The 16,652-nt window shown below is 66.5% G+C and carries 16 protein-coding genes; 10 read left to right on the top strand and 6 right to left on the bottom strand.

The window, feature by feature from the left end; genetic code table 11:
* Window positions 1-97 precede the first annotated feature (97 nt).
* Entirely contained in the window at window positions 98-1,168 is a 1,071-nt protein-coding gene (locus ACM0PB_RS09020; protein ID WP_065186382.1) for a GGDEF domain-containing protein, read from the top strand.
* Window positions 1,169-1,285: 117 nt separating this feature from the next.
* Window positions 1,286-2,446 carry an AAA family ATPase gene (locus ACM0PB_RS09015; RefSeq protein WP_139726921.1) on the top strand — a complete coding sequence of 387 codons (1,161 nt, stop codon included), beginning with the start codon at window positions 1,286-1,288 and terminating at the stop codon, window positions 2,444-2,446.
* Window positions 2,447-2,476: 30 nt separating this feature from the next.
* On the opposite strand, the gene ACM0PB_RS09010 is transcribed toward ACM0PB_RS09015, so the two are convergent.
* The gene (locus ACM0PB_RS09010) at window positions 2,477-3,424 is read right to left on the bottom strand and encodes a DMT family transporter (RefSeq protein ID WP_061479504.1); all 948 of its coding nucleotides are present in this window, start codon (window positions 3,422-3,424) and stop codon (window positions 2,477-2,479) included.
* 79 nt (window positions 3,425-3,503) lie between these two features.
* On the opposite strand from ACM0PB_RS09010, the gene ACM0PB_RS09005 reads away from it, so the two are divergent.
* Entirely contained in the window at window positions 3,504-4,118 is a 615-nt protein-coding gene (locus tag ACM0PB_RS09005; protein WP_414604701.1) for a Pr6Pr family membrane protein, read from the top strand.
* Here ACM0PB_RS09005 and ACM0PB_RS09000 read toward each other — a convergent pair.
* Together ACM0PB_RS09000 and ACM0PB_RS08995 are read right to left on the bottom strand one after the other, a co-directional pair.
* Window positions 4,039-4,911, bottom strand: a complete 873-nt coding sequence (locus ACM0PB_RS09000; RefSeq protein ID WP_065177451.1) for a DUF72 domain-containing protein — start codon at window positions 4,909-4,911, stop codon at window positions 4,039-4,041. The genes ACM0PB_RS09005 and ACM0PB_RS09000 overlap by 80 nt on opposite strands.
* Window positions 4,908-5,351 (bottom strand): VOC family protein, encoded by a 444-nt coding sequence (locus tag ACM0PB_RS08995; RefSeq protein ID WP_065177450.1) that lies wholly within the window; start codon window positions 5,349-5,351, stop codon window positions 4,908-4,910. Before ACM0PB_RS08995 ends, ACM0PB_RS09000 begins: the two co-directional genes overlap by 4 nt.
* A 110-nt stretch (window positions 5,352-5,461) precedes the next feature.
* On the opposite strand from ACM0PB_RS08995, the gene ACM0PB_RS08990 reads away from it, so the two are divergent.
* From ACM0PB_RS08990 to ACM0PB_RS08975, 4 genes are all read left to right on the top strand, one after another.
* Window positions 5,462-7,024 carry a serine hydrolase gene (locus ACM0PB_RS08990; protein WP_065177449.1) on the top strand — a complete coding sequence of 521 codons (1,563 nt, stop codon included), beginning with the start codon at window positions 5,462-5,464 and terminating at the stop codon, window positions 7,022-7,024.
* A 155-nt stretch (window positions 7,025-7,179) separates the two neighbouring features.
* Entirely contained in the window at window positions 7,180-9,012 is a 1,833-nt protein-coding gene (gene smrA, locus ACM0PB_RS08985; protein ID WP_065177448.1) for a multidrug efflux ABC transporter SmrA, read from the top strand.
* Window positions 9,013-9,079: 67 nt separating this feature from the next.
* Window positions 9,080-10,348 carry a bifunctional glucose-1-phosphatase/inositol phosphatase gene (gene agp, locus ACM0PB_RS08980; RefSeq protein ID WP_164229791.1) on the top strand — a complete coding sequence of 423 codons (1,269 nt, stop codon included), beginning with the start codon at window positions 9,080-9,082 and terminating at the stop codon, window positions 10,346-10,348.
* 151 nt (window positions 10,349-10,499) lie between these two features.
* The gene (locus ACM0PB_RS08975) at window positions 10,500-10,934 is read left to right on the top strand and encodes a hypothetical protein (protein WP_005415827.1); all 435 of its coding nucleotides are present in this window, start codon (window positions 10,500-10,502) and stop codon (window positions 10,932-10,934) included.
* Between the two features lie 86 nt (window positions 10,935-11,020).
* Here ACM0PB_RS08975 and ACM0PB_RS08970 read toward each other — a convergent pair whose 3' ends face one another.
* Window positions 11,021-12,829, bottom strand: coding sequence for a DUF885 domain-containing protein (locus tag ACM0PB_RS08970; RefSeq protein ID WP_065186377.1), 1,809 nt, complete (start codon window positions 12,827-12,829; stop codon window positions 11,021-11,023).
* A gap of 112 nt (window positions 12,830-12,941) precedes the next feature.
* Here ACM0PB_RS08970 and ACM0PB_RS08965 point away from each other — a divergent pair, with 112 nt between their 5' ends.
* Window positions 12,942-13,298 (top strand): GFA family protein, encoded by a 357-nt coding sequence (locus ACM0PB_RS08965; RefSeq protein ID WP_053497067.1) that lies wholly within the window; start codon window positions 12,942-12,944, stop codon window positions 13,296-13,298.
* Complete coding sequence (locus ACM0PB_RS08960) at window positions 13,295-14,110, top strand: DUF4349 domain-containing protein (protein ID WP_065186376.1); 816 nt, start codon at window positions 13,295-13,297, stop codon at window positions 14,108-14,110. Before ACM0PB_RS08965 ends, ACM0PB_RS08960 begins: the two co-directional genes overlap by 4 nt.
* 31 nt (window positions 14,111-14,141) lie before the next feature.
* On the opposite strand, the gene ACM0PB_RS08955 is transcribed toward ACM0PB_RS08960, so the two are convergent.
* Together ACM0PB_RS08955 and ACM0PB_RS08950 are read right to left on the bottom strand one after the other, a co-directional pair.
* The gene (locus ACM0PB_RS08955; RefSeq protein ID WP_005415831.1) at window positions 14,142-14,435 is read right to left on the bottom strand and encodes a hypothetical protein; all 294 of its coding nucleotides are present in this window, start codon (window positions 14,433-14,435) and stop codon (window positions 14,142-14,144) included.
* 68 nt (window positions 14,436-14,503) lie between these two features.
* Window positions 14,504-15,448: a LysR substrate-binding domain-containing protein gene (locus tag ACM0PB_RS08950; protein WP_005415832.1), complete on the bottom strand. Its 945-nt coding sequence runs from the start codon at window positions 15,446-15,448 to the stop codon at window positions 14,504-14,506.
* Window positions 15,449-15,563: 115 nt separating this feature from the next.
* On the opposite strand from ACM0PB_RS08950, the gene ACM0PB_RS08945 reads away from it, so the two are divergent.
* The gene (locus ACM0PB_RS08945; RefSeq protein WP_065177444.1) at window positions 15,564-16,436 is read left to right on the top strand and encodes a DMT family transporter; all 873 of its coding nucleotides are present in this window, start codon (window positions 15,564-15,566) and stop codon (window positions 16,434-16,436) included.
* Window positions 16,437-16,652 lie beyond the last annotated feature (216 nt).

Below are 16,652 nucleotides of genomic sequence, written 5' to 3'. Positions count from 1 at the left end.
TATCCGGGATGCCGGCCAACGGCCGGCACCACCGCCATGCGGATTGCTCACCGGCTTCCGCTAGACTTCGCGGTGACCTGCCGGAACGTGACGTTGCATGATCAAGCCCGACAAGCCCGCCAACGAAGCCCTTCGGCTCGAGGCGCTGTATCGCTACCGCATCCTCGATTCGGAGCGAGAAAAATCCTTCGACGACCTGGTGGTGATCGCCAAGGCGGTCTGCGGCACCTCGATGGCGGCGGTGACCCTGATCGATGTCGAACGGCAATGGTTCAAGTCGATCCAGGGCATCAATGCGGCGGAAAACCTGCGCAGCGAATCGATGTGTGGCCATGCCATCCTGCAGCCGCAGCAGATCATGGTGGTCGAGGATGCGCTGCAGGATGCGCGCTTCCACGACAATCCGGTGGTGGTCGGCGATCCGCACATCCGCTTCTATGCCGGCGCGCCGCTGATCAGCTCCGACGGCTTGCCGCTGGGTACGCTGTGCGTGTTCGACGCACAGCCGCAACACCTGGCCAGCGACAAGGCCGAGGCGCTGGCCGCACTGTCGCGGCAGGTGATGCTGGTGATGGAGTTGCGCCGTTTCGCGCTCGACATCCAGAACCACATGCTGGAACGCGATGATTATGAGCGCCTGCTGTCGGAGTACCACGACGTGCTGCTGGCGCAGAACGCCGACCTGGCCGAGCAGAGCCGCACTGATGCGCTGACCGGCCTGCCGAACCGCCGCGCGATGGCAGCGGCGCTGGACGAGGCCGTGGCGATGACCGGGGAGCAGCCCGCTGAGGCCTGCGTCGCGCTGCTGGACATCGATCATTTCAAGCACATCAACGACTTCCAGGGCCACGCCACCGGCGACCGCGTGCTGGCCGAACTGGGCGCACTGCTGCGTTCGCACTTCGCCGGCCGTGGTATGGCGGCGCGCTACGGCGGCGAGGAGTTCGTGGCAGTGATGCCCGCAACCGACCTGCGCACCGCCGAACTTCAGTGCGAGTTCCTGCGCCTGGCCGTGGCCGACCTGCCGCTGGGCGTCCCGGTCACGATCAGTATCGGCATCGCCCAGCACCAGCCCGGTGAAAGCGTGGACGACACGCTGGCACGTGCCGACAAGGCGCTGTACCGGGCCAAGGGCAATGGCCGCAACCGGGTGGAAGTAGCGGGCTGAAGTGCCCCGCCCGGTAGATCCACGCCATGCGTGGATGCTCTTCCCGATTCACATCGCGTCGCAGCGCCTGCGATCAAGAGTGGGCAGCATGACGCTTTGTCTTCCCGGACGCCGACCATGTTGCAGACCCTGGCCATCGCCCACTATCGCTCGTTGCATGGGCTGGTACTGCCGCTGCAGCGGTTGAATGTGGTGACCGGCGACAACGGCAGTGGCAAGTCCAGCCTGTACCGCGCGCTGCGCCTGCTGGCGGAGACCGCACAGGGCGGAGTCGCGGCGGTGCTGGCCCGCGAAGGTGGGCTTGGTTCGGCGCTGTGGGCAGGTCCCGAATCCATCGATCGCAGGGTTGCGGCCGGCGAGATTCCGCTGCAGGGCGGGCTCCGGCAGGTGTCGGTGGGGCTGAAGCTGGGTTTCACTACCGAAGAATTGGGCTATGCCATCGATCTCGGCTATCCGCCGCCCAGCCGTTCGCCGTTTGCGCTGGATCCGCAGATCAAGGCCGAGGCGATCTGGGCCGGGCCGTTCCTGCGCAGCGCCAACCTGCTGGTCGATCGTCGCGGGGGGATGGTGCGGCAGCGCCATGCGCGCGGTTGGGATCTGGTGGATGACCGGTTGTCGCTGTTCGACAGCCTGTTCACCCAGGTCGGCGATCCGCAGCGCATGCCCGAAACGATCACCCTGCGTGAGTACATCCGTTGCTGGCGCTTCTATGACCATTTCCGCAGCGATGGCGACGCCCCGGCGCGGCAACCGGCGATGGCCACGCGCACGCCGGTGCTGCATCACGATGGCCGGGACCTGGCGGCGGCCTGGGTGACCATCCTCGAGATCGGGGACCCGGTTGCGTTGGCACGCAGCGTCGATGACGCGTTCCCGGGCGCCACGGTCGATTTCGAGGCGCTGGATGGACGCTTGGCGCTGCGCTTCCACCAACCTGGGTTGCTGCGGCCATTGTCGATGGCCGAGCTCTCCGACGGCACGCTGCGCTTCCTGCTGCTGGCGGCGGCGCTGCACACACCACGCCCACCGCCGTTGATGGTGCTCAACGAACCGGAGACCAGCCTGCACCCGGACCTGCTGCCGGCGCTGGCGCGGCTCATCATCGCAGCCAGTGCGCGCAGCCAGGTATGGGTGGTGTCGCACGCCAGCCGGCTGATCGCGGCGTTGGAACAGGCGCCAGGGTGCCATTCGCTGCATCTGTACAAGGACCAGGGCCGCACGCTGTTGAGCGGGCAGGGCCTGCTGGATGCGCCGGCCTGGCATTGGCCGCAGCGTTGATGCGGCCATCCACGCCATGCGTGGATGCACTCAATCGGCGATGTTGCGCGCTTCGGCCGTGCCAAGGATTTCCGGATGCTGCACCGGCTTGCGGCGGTTCAGCAGCGGATGCAGGAACACCGCGCCGACGATGATCGCCACGCCCAGGTAGAACCACGGGGTGACTTCGTGCTGCTCGCGCAGCAGCACCACCGCCAGTACCACCGCATAGACCGGCTCCAGGTTGGTCACCAGCTGCACCGTGTAGGCGCTCAGGTGGCGCAGTGCGACCAGGGCCAGGGCGAACGGCAGCAGCGTGCAGAACCCGGCCAGCACCAGCAGCAGGATCCCGTCGTGCAGATTCGGGACCACCCACAGCGGGCTGGCCAGCGCCGGCAGCAGATAGGGCATCAGCGGCGCCAGCAGGGTCAGGGTGAGGGTGCCGGCACCCAGCTCCAGCGCGGTGACCGTGAGCGGATCGGCATGGCTGACCATGCGCTTGTTGAGCGAACCGAACACCGCCACCAGCAGCGCCGAGATCGCGCCGATCAACACACCCAGGCGCATGCCATCGGGCACGCCACCGACCACCAGCGCAACACCCGGCAGCACCGCCAGGCCGAACGCCAGCTCACGCAGCTGGAACGGCCGCTTGGCCACCCACGGCTCGATGATCGAGGTGAACACCGGTGCCAGTGCGATGCAGGTGGCAGCCACCGAGGCATTGGCCAGCTTCACCGCGCCGTAGAACGTCAGCCAGTGAAGGGCGACCAGCGCGCCGATGCCGGCGTAGCCTGCCACCAGCCGCAGGGGCAGGGTGCGCAACCCGCGCCAGACCCGCGGCAGCAGGGCCAGCATCGCCGTCACCAGCAGCATGCGCCACCACACCAGCGGCAGTGCGGGCAGGGTGATCAGCTTGCCGAGGATGGCCGTGATGCCCCACAGCAGGACACAGAAATGGATCTGCCACAGCGCTTTGCGGGTGTCGGGTGTGCTCATCGGCCTATTGTGAGGCAATCGTACGGTCGCCGGCGACGCCTGTGGCATGCTCGCGGAAACTCCTCAGGGGAACCCTGCAATGGCTGCCAACCGCTCCGCCCTGCGTGCATGGGCAGCACTGACTGCACTGGCGGCCGCCACCGCGTTGCTGCTGCAATACCTGTTGCTGCTAGGCGGCCCCGGGGCGGCTGCCGGGGTCGGCATGGCGACACTGCGCTTCGTTGGTTACTTCACGATTCTCAGCAACCTGGCGGTGTGCCTGGGATGCGTCAGGCTGATCCGTGCGGGTGTGCTGGACACGACTGTCGCCGCGGTGATCGCGTTGTGCATCGGGGTGACCGCGTGCATCTACATGCTGGCGTTGCAGGGGCTGTGGCAGCCCACCGGGCTGCAATGGTGGGTCGATGCCGGCCTGCACTACGCTGTGCCGGTGCTGTACCTGCTGGGGTGGTGGTGGCTGCTGCCGCATGGGGCGCTGCGCTGGCGCGCGCTGGGCGGCGTGCTGCTGGTACCGCTGGTCTACCTTGGCTGGGCGATGCTGGTCGCTGCAATGACCGGACAGGCGCCGTATCCATTCCTCGACCTGCAACGCCTGGGCCTGGCGGCCTTCCTGCTCAACGTGCTGCGCGTTGCGGGCGTGTTCGTGGTGGGCTGGACCCTGCTGTGGGGGCTGGACCGCTGGCGCCGTCGATGAGGCGCTGCAGGGCCATCGCTGCGGCCGGGTTGCGGGCCTTGCCGGCACCGATGCACAGCAGGTAGACCTCGCGCGGGGTCTCCGGGGCGGGCCCGGCCAGGCAGGGCAGGTCGTCCACCGGCTCGCCGCGTGACCAGCGTCGTGCGCGTTCAGCCCAGCGCTGCTGGACGGACGCAGGCAGGCCCTCGTTCAAGCGGGCCTGGCTGCGCTTGATCCGCGCGTAGACGAAGCCCGCACTGACATCGCCATGCAATAGCGCCTCGTCGCTGTCCTCGATCACCAGCGCCACGCCGTGGCGGCGCGCGGCGGTGACCAGAGCCGGTCCATGTGCCTTGGCGTTGCGCACTTCCAGAGCGTGCTGCAACGGCACGCCCTCGAGCTGCTTCGGCAGCTGCGCCATCAGCGCTTCCAATGCATCGGCGTCGGCCGGATGGTGCGGATCGAACTGCCACAGCAGCGGGCCGAGCCGGTCACCGAGCGCAAGTGCCGCCTGCAGGAATGGCGTGGCCGCTTCCACGGTGCTGGCCAGGTCGCGGCGCTGCACCAGGTAGCGTGGCGCCTTCATCGAGAAACGGAAGCCTTCCGGCGTCTGCGCGGCCCACTGCGCGCACTGGGCCGCAGTCGGCGTGCGGTAGAAGGTGCCGTTGATCTCGATGCAGCGCAGGGCGCGGCTGGCATGGGCCAGTTCCTCGCGCTGCGGCAGTCCCACCGGATAGAACATGCCGCCGCGCCACTCGGGAAACACCCAGCCGCCAATACCGCAGCGGATCGCCATCTGGCCGGCAGCGGTCACTGGCTGTGGTCCTCGCGCCAGGGGTCGTAGCTGCCGAACCACCACAGGTAGCCTTCAGGATCGGCACAGGCGTAGCCGCGGCCACCGTAGTCCTGGTCGGCAATGTCGATGACGATGCGCGCTCCAGCCGCCTTGGCCCGCGCATAGTGCGCATCGACATCGGTGACGATCACGCAGGCGCTCTGGGTCTGGCGGCCGCCGACCTCGTCAGGCAGGGCCGCGTGTTTGCTCCACGCACTCTGGTTGCTGGCCGAGCCCAGCATGATCATGCCGCTGCCGAAGGTGAGCTGGGCATGGAAAACCGTATCGCCATCGGCATACACGGCCTGGGCATGGAAGCCGAAGGCCCGCTGCAGCCAGTCGATGGCGGCCAGCGCGTCGCGGTAGCGCAGGCACGGAATGATGGTGGAGCCGTTGCTTGGTTGGCCATTCCCGCCCATGACACCCCTCCTATGGCACGGGGCAGGGTGCATCGACGACCGTTACCATCCTGCGAAACCCCGGTGACGGCCTGCACATGGCCGCTACCCCTGTTCGGAGATGGTGCTCGATGAAAACCTGGATCGGAGGAGCCGTGCTGCTGGCGTGCACGACCATGGCCAATGCGGCGACCCCGCAGCAGCTGCAGGACCTGGATGCGACCGTCGAGCGCGTGCGCACGCAGTTCGACGTGCCCGGCATCGCCGTGGCCGTAGTCAAGGATGGCCAGGTGGTGCTGGAACGTGGCTGGGGCGTGCGCGAGCAGGGCAAGCCGGAACCGGTGCAGGCCGACACCCTGTTTGCCATCGCTTCCAATACCAAGGCGTTCACCGCCACCTCGCTGAACCTGCTGGCCGAGGACGGCAAGCTGAAGATGGATGACAAGGTGATCGATCACCTGCCGTCGTTCCGCATGTCCGATCCGTTCGTGACCGGGCAGATGACGATCCGCGACCTGCTGTCGCATCGCAGCGGGCTGAGCCTGGGCGCCGGTGACCTGCTGTTCTGGCCGGCCACCTCCTACAGCAACGCCGAAGTGGTGGAGCGACTGGGCAGGGTGCCGCTGAAGGGCGGCTTCCGCGAGAGCTATGCCTACGACAACATCCTGTACGCGGTCGCCCAACAGGTGATCGAGCGCGTGTCCGGCATGAGCTACCAGCAGTTCCTGCAGACGCGCATCTTCGACAAGGTGGGGATGGCCGGCACGCGCTACAACGCCGACCACCTGAAGCCAGGTGACAAGGCGGCGGTCGGCCACGCCAAGTACGATTTCAAGGACCTGCGCACCGTTGCACCGCTGACCTGGTCGAACAATGCCGGCGCCGGTGGCATCTATTCCAGCGCGCACGACATGGCGCGCTGGATGCAGGTGCAGCTGGCCGGAGGCAAGCTCGCCGATGGCACGGTGCTGTTCAGTGAAAAGAGCCAGCAGCAGATGTGGCGGATGATCACCCCGCAGTCGATCCCGGCGCCGAGCGTGCCGGAGCTGGCACCGGCGCGGGCCAACTTCGCCGGCTATGGCGAAGGCTGGAGCCTGAGCGACTACCGCGGGCAGAAGCTGGTCTGGCACACCGGTGGCTGGCCGGGCATGGTCTCGCGGTTGACCCTGGTGCCCGGCGAGAAGCTGGGCGTGGTGGTGCTGACCAACCAGGAAGTGGGCGCGGCGTTCAATGCGATCACCCTGAGCGTGCTTGACGCTTACCTGGGCGGAGAAAAGCACGATTGGGTGGATGCCTATGCCAAGGCCGTGGCCAAGGGGCAGGACAAGGCCGACGAGGCCTGGGCCAAGCACCAGAGCGCACGCGACAAGGGCAGCAGGCCTTCGCTGGCGCTGGCCGGCTACACCGGCAGCTTCCGTGACCGCTGGTATGGCGACATGCAGATCAGCGCCGAAGGCAAGGGCCTGCGCCTGCGCTTTGCGAAGACCGCGCAGCTGAGCGGGCGCCTGGAGCACTGGCAGCACGACACCTTCATCGTGCGCTGGGACGACCGTTCGCTCAACGCCGATGCGTTCGTGAACTTCAGCCTGGACCCGGATGGCAAGGTGCGCGAGGTGCGCATGCAGCCGATTTCCGACCTGACCGATTTCAGTTTCGATTTCCAGGACCTGCTGTTCACCCCGGTCAAAGAATGAGGGTAGCGCCGGCCGCTGGCCGGCAACCTCATGATCCCTGGAAACGTCGCGAGGTTGCCGGCCAGCGGCCGGCACTACCGGCGCCACGGCATCGTCGGCCGGCGTACACATCCGGCGTGGGATACTCCGCCGGCTATTGATGGCGAGGGAATGCGATGTTCCGTTGGTTTGAATCCCTGATCCCGGTTTTCCCGCCCGTGGATGGGCGCATGCCACCGCGCAAGGTGCTGCCGTTCTACCTGCACTACCTGCGCCCGGTCTGGCCGGTGCTGCTGGCGACCCTGATTGCCGGCCTGCTGCTGGCGCTGGTGGAAGTGGCCATGTTCGACTACCTGGGCCGCATCGTCGACATGGTCGCCGAGCAGCCCGGTGCCGATTTCTTCAAGCGCCATGCCAATGAACTGGGCTGGATGCTGTTCATCACGGTCATCGCGCGGCCGATCCTGGTGGGCCTGCACAACCTGCTGGTCAACCAGGCGATCGTGCCCGGCCTGAGCAACCGCTCGCGCTGGCTGATGCACAACTACGTGGTGCGGCAGAGCCTGAGCTTCTTCCAGAACGACTTCGCCGGCAGCGTCGCCAACCGGGTGATGCAGACCGGTACCTCGCTGCGCGAGTCGGCGGTACAGATGGTCGACTCGCTCTGGTACATCGTGGTCTATACCGGCACGGCGCTGTACCTGTTCGCGCAGGCGGACTGGCGGTTGATGGTGCCGCTGGTCCTGTGGCTGCTGGCCTATGCGGTGATCATGGTCTACTTCGTGCCGCGCGCGAAGGAACGGGCCTGGATTGCGTCCGAAGCGCGCTCCAAGGCGATGGGCCGGATCGTCGATGGCTACACCAACATTCCCACGCTGAAACTGTTCGCCCATGGCGGGCGCGAACAGGCCTACGTGGCCGAGTCGATCCAGGAACTGGCGGTCAAGCACCGCGCGCAGACCCGGATAACCACCGGCATGGACCTGACCATCGCCATCGTCAACGGTTTCCTGATTGCCGGCACCTGTGGGCTCGCGCTGTGGCTGTGGAATGGCGGTCATATCACCGTGGGCGCGATCACGCTGGCGACCGGTCTGGTGATCCGCATCCACAACATGTCCGGCTGGATCATGTGGACCATCAACGGCATCTTCGAGGACATCGGCACGGTGCAGGATGGCATCACCACCATCGCCCAGCCGCTGACCGTGCAGGACCGCGGGGACGCGGTGCCGCTGCAGGTGACCCGCGGTGGCGTGCACTTCCAGGACATCCACTTCCATTACGGCAAGAAGGGCGGCGTGATCGCCGGCCTCGACCTGGTGGTGAAGCCGGGCGAGAAGATCGGCCTGGTCGGTCCTTCCGGTGCCGGCAAGTCGACCCTGGTGAACGTGCTGCTGCGCCTGTACGACCTGGAGAGTGGCCGCATCCTGATCGACGGCCAGGACATCGCCTGCGTCACCCAGGAAAGCCTGCGCCAGCAGATCGGCGTGGTCACCCAGGACACCTCGCTGCTGCATCGCTCGATCCGCGACAACCTGCTGTACGGCCGCCCCGATGCGACCGAGGAGCAGCTGCGTGCTGCCGTAGCCAAGGCGCGTGCCGAAGCCTTCATCGATACGCTGGTGGACGGGCAGGGGCGTCGTGGCTACGACGCGCATGTCGGCGAGCGCGGGGTGAAGCTGTCCGGTGGCCAGCGCCAGCGCATCGCCATTGCCCGCGTGCTGCTGAAGGACGCGCCGATCCTGGTGCTGGACGAAGCGACCTCGGCGCTGGACTCGGAAGTGGAAGCGGCGATCCAGGACAGCCTGGATGAGCTGATGGGCGGCAAGACGGTGATCGCGATCGCGCACCGGCTGTCGACCATCGCGCGCATGGACCGGTTGGTGGTGATGGACCAGGGACGCATCGTCGAGACCGGCAGCCACGCCGAGCTGATTGCGGCCGGTGGTCTGTACGCACGGTTGTGGGCACGACAGACCGGTGGATTTGTTGCTGCCGATCAATGATCGTTTCGGGGTCGGATCCCTTTCCGCAGGAAAGGGCTCTGACCCTAGCGTGTTTCCGGAGACCTGCATGATCCGCCCCCTGCGCTCCCTGTTGCTGGCACTCAGCCTGGTTGCCACGGTTGCTACGGTTGCCACGGCTGCGCCGGCACCCATGGACGGCGACCAGCTCGAGCGGGTCGTCCTGCTCAGCCGCCACAACCTGCGCGCGCCAGTGGTCGCCTCCGGTGCGCTGGCCAATGCGACGCCCGAGGACTGGCCGCGCTGGGAGGTGGCACCGGGCGAGCTGACCACCAAGGGCGGTGTGCTGGAGGTCTACATGGGGCGCTACATCGGCCAGTGGCTGCGCCAGGCGCAGCTGTTGCCGGTGTCGGGTTGCCCGCAGGAGGATGACTTCCACGCGTACGCCAACAGCCTGCAGCGCACCCAGGCCACCGCGCAGTTCTTCATTGCCGGTGCGTTTCCGGGCTGCCATGTCACGGTCGAACAGCGCATGGCGCTGGGGACGATGGATCCGCTGTTCGATCCGGTGATCCACAACGACGACGCGGCATTCCGCACGCGCGTGCTGGAGTCAATGCAGCGAGAGCTGGCCGCAGTGGACCTGGCACCGGCTTTGTCCGTGGTGGAGGAGATCACCCGCTATCCGCAGTCGGCGGCATGCAAGGGGCACAGCGACTGCCATCTGGCGCTGGCCGATACCACCTTCAGTACGGAACCGGGCAAGGAGCCTCGCGCGTCCGGATCACTGGCGCTGGCCAGCGGGCTGGTCGATGCCTTGTTGATGGAGCACTACCAGGGCAGTGGCATCCCCCGCGAAGGCTGGGGCCGGTTGACCACCGAGGCGCAATGGCAGGCGCTGGCGCAGATCCGCAACCGCTACCAGGACATCCTGTTCGGAACGCCCGAGGTGGCGCGTGATGTGGCCGCTCCGCTGCTGACAAGAGTGAATGCGTTGTTCGACGACCCGGCGTCGCCGAAGGTGACCCTGCTGGTCGGTCACGATTCCAACATCGGCTCGGTGCTGGCGGCGTTGGGAATCAGCGACTACAGCCTGCCGGGGCAGTACGAGAAGACACCGATCGGTGGCCTGCTGCAGTTCGAACGCTGGCGTGGGCACAGCGGGAGGGCGCACTACCGGTTGGTATATGTCTATCCCACCAAGGAGCAGTTGCGTGACGCGGTGCCACTGAGTGAAATGCAGCCGCCGGTACGGGCGACGCTGGTGCCGCAAGGGTGTGCGAAGACTGGGTGCACTGAAGCGCAGTTTAGGCAACTACTTGGAGCTAAAGTGAGGGCCTTCAGCGGAGATGGCAAAAGGGCTGTCGATGGTGTCTGAAGACCGCAGAGTCCCGTGAACCAGGCGGGTGCCGACACTTGGATTGCCGCCATTCAATGCCGCTGAATCCGGTGCAACTCGGTGGCATGATGTGTGTGCTCGCTGCCAGGTTCCGGCAGCATTATTTCAACCCTGAAAATGGACTTCGAAAATGAAAAAACAGCTGATCGCGCTTCGTGGCGCCAGCAACTCGGGAAAGAGCTCGACGCTTCTCATGTTGTATCGACTGCTGGCTGCGCACTCTGCCACGCGATTGATTTCGTTTGAGGCTATTGGCCACAAGCTCGACTTCAGTGCAATAGTTCAGATCAACGGATGCAAGATCGGAATTTTCAACCGTGGTGATGTTTCCGGAACCGTGGATGGTCTGATCGACCAACTTGCACAGGCAGGATGCAAGGTGATCGTTTGTGCTGCCCGTTCGAAAGGCGACGTTGGCGATGTGCTGGCCTCGTATGAGCGCAGGTACCAGTTGCAGGAGATTGTCAAAAAGACCGGTGGGGAAGACGAGTCTGATTTTGCACTGGTCAATATGGGCGTCGCGCATGATCTCGCCGCTCGAGTCTACTCAGCAGTGGTCGTCTGAGTTCTCCGTTCCGTCATTTCGGGGCGGCCTGCAGAAACGGCCCGGGTTTGCCCGGGCCGTTCCGTTTCCAACTTACACCACCCCGATCACTCGATCGGCTGGTCCAGCATCAGCTGGCGTACGAAACGCACCGGGGGTGCGCCGTAGGACAGCACCTGGTCGTGGTACGCCTTCAGGTTGAACTTGTCGCCCAGCTTCTCCTGCACCGCCTTGCGGGTGTCGAAGTGTTCCTGCGCACCGACGAAGTAGGTCGGTAGCTGTGCCGAGGTCAGCTGTGCACGCACCCACTTGCCCGCCGCTTCGCTTTCCTGCTGGAACGCGTCGTGGGTCATCAGGTGCATCGCCTTCTCGCGATCCCAGTTGTCCACGTGCACGCCCTGGTCGAGGATCGCGTTGGAGATCGTGCGCAGGTAGAACTTCAGCTGCACCAGGTGGAACAGCGGATCGTTGTTGAGGTAACCCTGCTCCTGCATCATGCGCTCGGTGTAGACCGCCCAGCCTTCGGCGAACAGGCCTGAACGCAACACCGCACGCAGGGTCGAGGGGAACTTGGCCGAGTGCCAGCCTTCCAGGTAATGGCCCGGAGTACCTTCATGGATGCTGAGCAGGTGGATCATGCGCGAGTTGTACTCACGCAGGAACGAGTCGACCTGTTTCTCGTTCCAGTCGTCCGGAATCGGCGACACGGCGTAGAAGGTCTTCAGGTTCTTGTCCAGCGGGCCCGGCGAATCGCAGTAGGCCACTGCCACGCCACGCTGGAATTCCGGCATCAGGATGATGTCCACCGGCGCATCGGGCAGCGTCATCAGATCGTGCTCGCGTACGAACGCGGTGGACTGCTCCAGCGCGGCCTTGGCATCGTCGACCACCTTGTCGCGTGCCGGCTTGTCGGCGTAGGCCAGTTCCAGCGCGGCCTCGATCGCCTTCTGCTGCTGCTCGTCGGTCGGCTGGGCCGGCATCTCAGGTGCACCCGGCTTGTCCTTCAGCACGGTCTGCGCGATGCCGTACATGTCCTCGCGCACGCGCTTGAGTTCGGCGCGCGCACGCTCACCGATCTCCTGGCGCGACAGCGAGGAGCTCAGCGCGAATTTCAGCTTCTGGTCGTATTTCTCCGCACCGATGCGGAAGTCGCCCTTGGCGTTCGGTACCAGGGTCTTGTCCAGCCAGGTCTGCTGCTCGTCCACGGCCTTCTTCAGGCCGTCGATGGCCGCTTGCAGACGCTGCTGGTCGGCCTGCGGCAGTTCGCCGATGTGCGGGGTGATGAAGGTATCGACGATGCTGAGGATGCCCTTGTTCTGCTTGGCAACGGTCTCGGCGTGGATCTTCGGCACGCGGGCCGGGTCCAGGTTCTCGCGGGCCTGGGCGAAGATCGCCGGCAGCTTCTCCATGCGCGCGGTGGCCGCCTTCAGGCGCTCCGGCAGCGGTGCGAACTCGCGCGCCATCAGGCCGTAGATCGCGCTGCCGGCGATGCCGTTGTACAGCTGCGGGTCCCACTTGCCGGACTGCAGCACTTCGGCGTTCCAGATTTCCGACTGCAGCTGGTTGCGCAGGATCGCTGCGTCCACCTGGTTCTCACGGCCCAGCTTGGCCACCTCGATCTTGTCCAGCTCGCCCAGCAGCGCCTTGTAGGCGGCCACGGTCTTCTGCTGGCCGGCGGCACTCAGGTCGTCCAGCTCGCTGTCGTAGCGGTGGTCACCGATCTGGGTGGCGCTGACTGGCGACAGCTGCATCCAGGTGTCCAGCGCGCGCTTGGACAGATCGGCGAAGGCGGCGTCGACCGCCGCGTCACCGGCCTGCTGGCTGGCGGCCGGGGTGGAAGCATTGGTCGGGGCGTCGGCCGGCTGGCAACCGGCCAGCGCGGCGACCAGGGCGAGGGCAAGAAGATGCGGGCGCATCGGCATTCCTGTACGGGGTCAAACCCTGAGCATAGGGCCCCGTCGCTGCTTTGTCCCCGTGCCATAGGATTACCATGGGCGGATTCAAGGACCCTCCAAAGGAGCGCAGGACATGGAATACCAAGGAAGCTGTCATTGCGGCAGGATCGCATTCACCGTACAGGCCGAGGCGCCGATCAGCGACGTCATCGACTGCAACTGTTCGATGTGCCGGCGTCGCGGCAGCCTGCTGTGGTTCGCCCCGCGTGCGGCGTTCCAGCTGGCCACCGATCCGGCTGACGTGGCCACCTACCACTTCAACAAGGCCCACATCGACCACCACCACTGCCGCCAGTGTGGTATCGCTCCCTACAGCGAAGCGGTCGACCCTCGCACCGGCACACCGATGGTGGCGGTGAACGTGCGCTGCGTGCCGCAGGTGGATCTGGCTGGCCTTTCGGTGACCTCCTACGACGGAGCGGCACTGTGAGGCCGGTGCGAGCGTGGACGCGCAGGGCGGCGCTGCCGGTACTGCTGCTGGCGCTGGGCGCCTGCGCCAAGCAGGGCGACATGGTGGGGGATGCGGGCGCCACGGCCGCGGAGGCGGCCATCGCTTCGCCGGAAGGCGCCTTCCTGGCCTACGAACACGACGTGCAGGTGCAGCTGGAGGCGGCGCAGATCGCACCGCGCATCCAGCAGATCGCCCAGGCCTGCCAGAGCGCGAAGTTCGGTGACTGTGCAGTGTTGCAGGTCGAGCAGCACGGCGGCGAGCAGCCCAGCGGTGAAGTGAAGGTGCGCATCGCCCCGAAGGGCACCGAGCCGCTGATCGCGATGGCTGGTGAAGGCGGCAAGCTGCAGTCCCGCAATACGCGCGCCGAGGATCTCGCGCAGGCGGTGGCCGACACGGCATTGACCAAGGCGCGGCTTGAAAAGGAGCACGCCCGCCTGCTGTCCTACCAGGACCGCAAGGACCTGAAGGTCGACGACCTGATGGCGATCACCACGCGCCTGTCGGAGATCGAGGCGGGTGTCGAGCAGGCCAACAAGGACGCCGCGCAGCAGCGTCGGCGCATCGATACCCAGCTGGTGGCGATCCACTTCGACACCACCTCTGGCCAGCGCAGCCGCAGCGAGATCGGCGAGGCGCTGAGCGAGTCGGGCAGCATCCTCAGCACCAGCATTGCGTTCCTGATCCGCGCTGCTGCCGCGCTGCTGCCGGTGGCGGTGCTGGCCTTGATCGCGGCCTGGGGTGTGCGGGCATGGTGGCGTCGCCGCCGTCGCAAGCTACCGCCCAACCCCTGAGATGAAGGCCGATGCCGGCCGTCAGCCGGCATCAGCCCTCGTCGGTCTCGTACTCGACGAACACATCGAGTTCCAGCGCCAGTTCCTGCACCGCATCGCGCACCTTCTGCGCGGTGCTTTCATTGCCGACTTCCACTTCCAGCTCGTGGATGCCCGGACCGATGTCATCGGACAGCCCGGCCGAACTGGAATCGTCGTCGTCCATGTGCGGCATCAGGTCGTCGGTTTCTTCGACATGTTCGATGCCGTCCAGGCCGAGCAGCAGGTCGCTGATGGCGCGGGCGTCGTCTTCGGTTCCGGTGATGCGCAGTCGCAGCATGGCCATGGCATAGGTACGTTGTGGGTTCGCCAGCAGCCTAGCCAGCGTGAGGCAAAGAACGGGTGAGGGCGCAGTCAGGCGTGCGTTGCCGGCCGCCCGAGCAGGCTGTCCGGCAATGCCGGAATCGGCGTGCGCTCGTCCTGCGCCTGTTCCAGCAACCAGTCGATGAACAGGCGCGCGGCCGGGCTCGGCGGTTGCCCTTCTGCGTGCACCACGTGATAGGCATAGCGCGCCTTCAATGCCGGGCCGGGCAGGCGTACCACCTCGTAGCGCTGCAGGTAGGGCTGGGCGATGTGGGTGCGCGCCAGCACCGCGCCCATGCCATACACCGCTGCACGCATCGCGTCGGTGCTGTCGGCGAAGGTGTGCATCGGCGGCATCGGCGACGGCGGGCGCGCGCCGGCGTGGCGGAACCAGTCGCGCCAGCCCTGCGGCGACAGGTCGGTCAGCAGCGGCAGCTCGGCGATGCGCGCCGGATCGACCAGCGTTTCGACCCCGGCCAGTGCCGGTGAGGCCACCGGGAACAGGTAGTCATCCATCAGGTGCTGCGCACGCAGGCCCGGCCATTGGCCCAGCCCGTAGCGGATGCCGACTTCCGGTCCGTTGTCGTCGTAGCGATCCAGCCCGCTGCCGGTGTGCAGCTCGATGCGGATGTGTGGATAGGCCTGGGTGAAGCGTGGCAGTCGCGGCAGCAGCCAGCAGTACGAGAGCGAGCGCAGCGTGGTGATCCGCAGCGGCACGCTGTCGGCATCCGGTTGCAGGTGATGGGCCACCGCCGCGACATCGGTGAAGGCGGCGCTGGCGGCGTCGGCCAGCTGCCGGCCCTCGGCGGTCAGGCGCACGCCGCGGGCGTGGCGCAGGAACAGGCGAACTTCAAGTACTTCTTCCAGGCGGCGCACGTGGTGACTGACCGCGCTGGCGGTCAGGTGCAGCTCCTGCGCGGCCTGGGCGAAATTCTGGTGGCGTGCGGCGACCGCGAACACGGCCAGTGCGGGGAGCAGGGAAGGACGGAGCAGCATGTCGAGCCTCAAACCATATTTGTGGCTGACAGCGATACTACGCGCTTGTGCGGCGGGCGTCTGCGCCTGATCCTGTCTGCCTTGGCGAGGAACAGACGATGGACGGAGGCAGGACATGAATGCGATCCCACAGGCGGCCGAGCGCGACTGGCGCACGCCGCTGGAATTGACCCTGCTGGGCGCCATCTGGGGCTGCTCGTTCCTGTTCATGCGGGTGGCGGTGCCGTCGTTCGGCCCATTCGCGCTGGTCGAGGTACGGCTGGTGCTGGGCGCGCTGGTGCTGCTGCCGTTCCTGTGGCGCGCTCGCGCGCAGTTCCCGCCGCGCCGCTGGCTGTGGTTGGCACCGATCGGCCTGATCAACTCAGCGCTGCCGTTCGTGCTGTTTGCCTACGCCGCCGAGCAGGCGCCGGCCGCGATCGGTGCGATCTGCAATGCGATGACGGTGCTGTTCGCCGCGCTGATCGCGTTCCTGTTCTTCGGCGAGAAGATCGGCATGCGTCGTGCCGGGGCGCTGCTGGTCGGCTTCGCCGGCGTGGTGGTGCTGGCCACGGCCAAGGTCTCCGGCCTGAGCATCGGCACCGCAGTGCTGGCCGGTGCGGCGGCATCGCTGCTGTACGGCCTGGGCGTGAACCTGGTGAAGCGGCACATGACCGGGTTGCCGTCGGCCGCCGCCGCGGCGGCAACGCTGTCGTGCGCCTCGCTGTGGATGCTGCCGATGGCGGTCAGCCACTGGCCGCAGGCGGCGATTCCGTTGAAGGCCTGGGGCGCGGCGATCGCATTGGGCGTGGCCTGTACCGGCCTGGCGTTCCTGATGTTCTATCGCCTGATCGGTCGTATCGGCCCGTCGCGGGCGTCGACGGTGACCTACCTGATTCCGTTGTTCGGTGCGGCGTTTGCGTGGTTGTTCCTGGATGAGCCGGTGACGCTGCAGATGCTGATTGCCGGTGCGTTGATTCTGGGTAGCGTGGCGGTGAGTCAGAAGGGCTGAGCGCGCGCGCGCAGCGGTAGCACCGCGCCATGCCCGGCGGGCCCATTTCCGCGCCTGCGGGGAGGTGTCACTTTCTTTGCTCGTGCAAAGAAAGTAACCAAAGAAACACGCCGCCAGGTCGCGAGCCGGTGCTGCGCACCGGTACCCTGCGCTCCTCGGCCCGTCGAGGGACGGCGCGGGAACTCGCTGCGCTCAAACACCCGCGCCTCTTCGCCC

The organism is Stenotrophomonas sp. AR029 (assembly GCF_047520695.2).
GTDB classification, from domain to species: Bacteria; Pseudomonadota; Gammaproteobacteria; order Xanthomonadales; family Xanthomonadaceae; genus Stenotrophomonas; species Stenotrophomonas sepilia.
The sequence above is the reverse complement of the archived record's forward strand: the minus strand, read 5'-3'. Positions and strand labels throughout refer to the sequence as shown.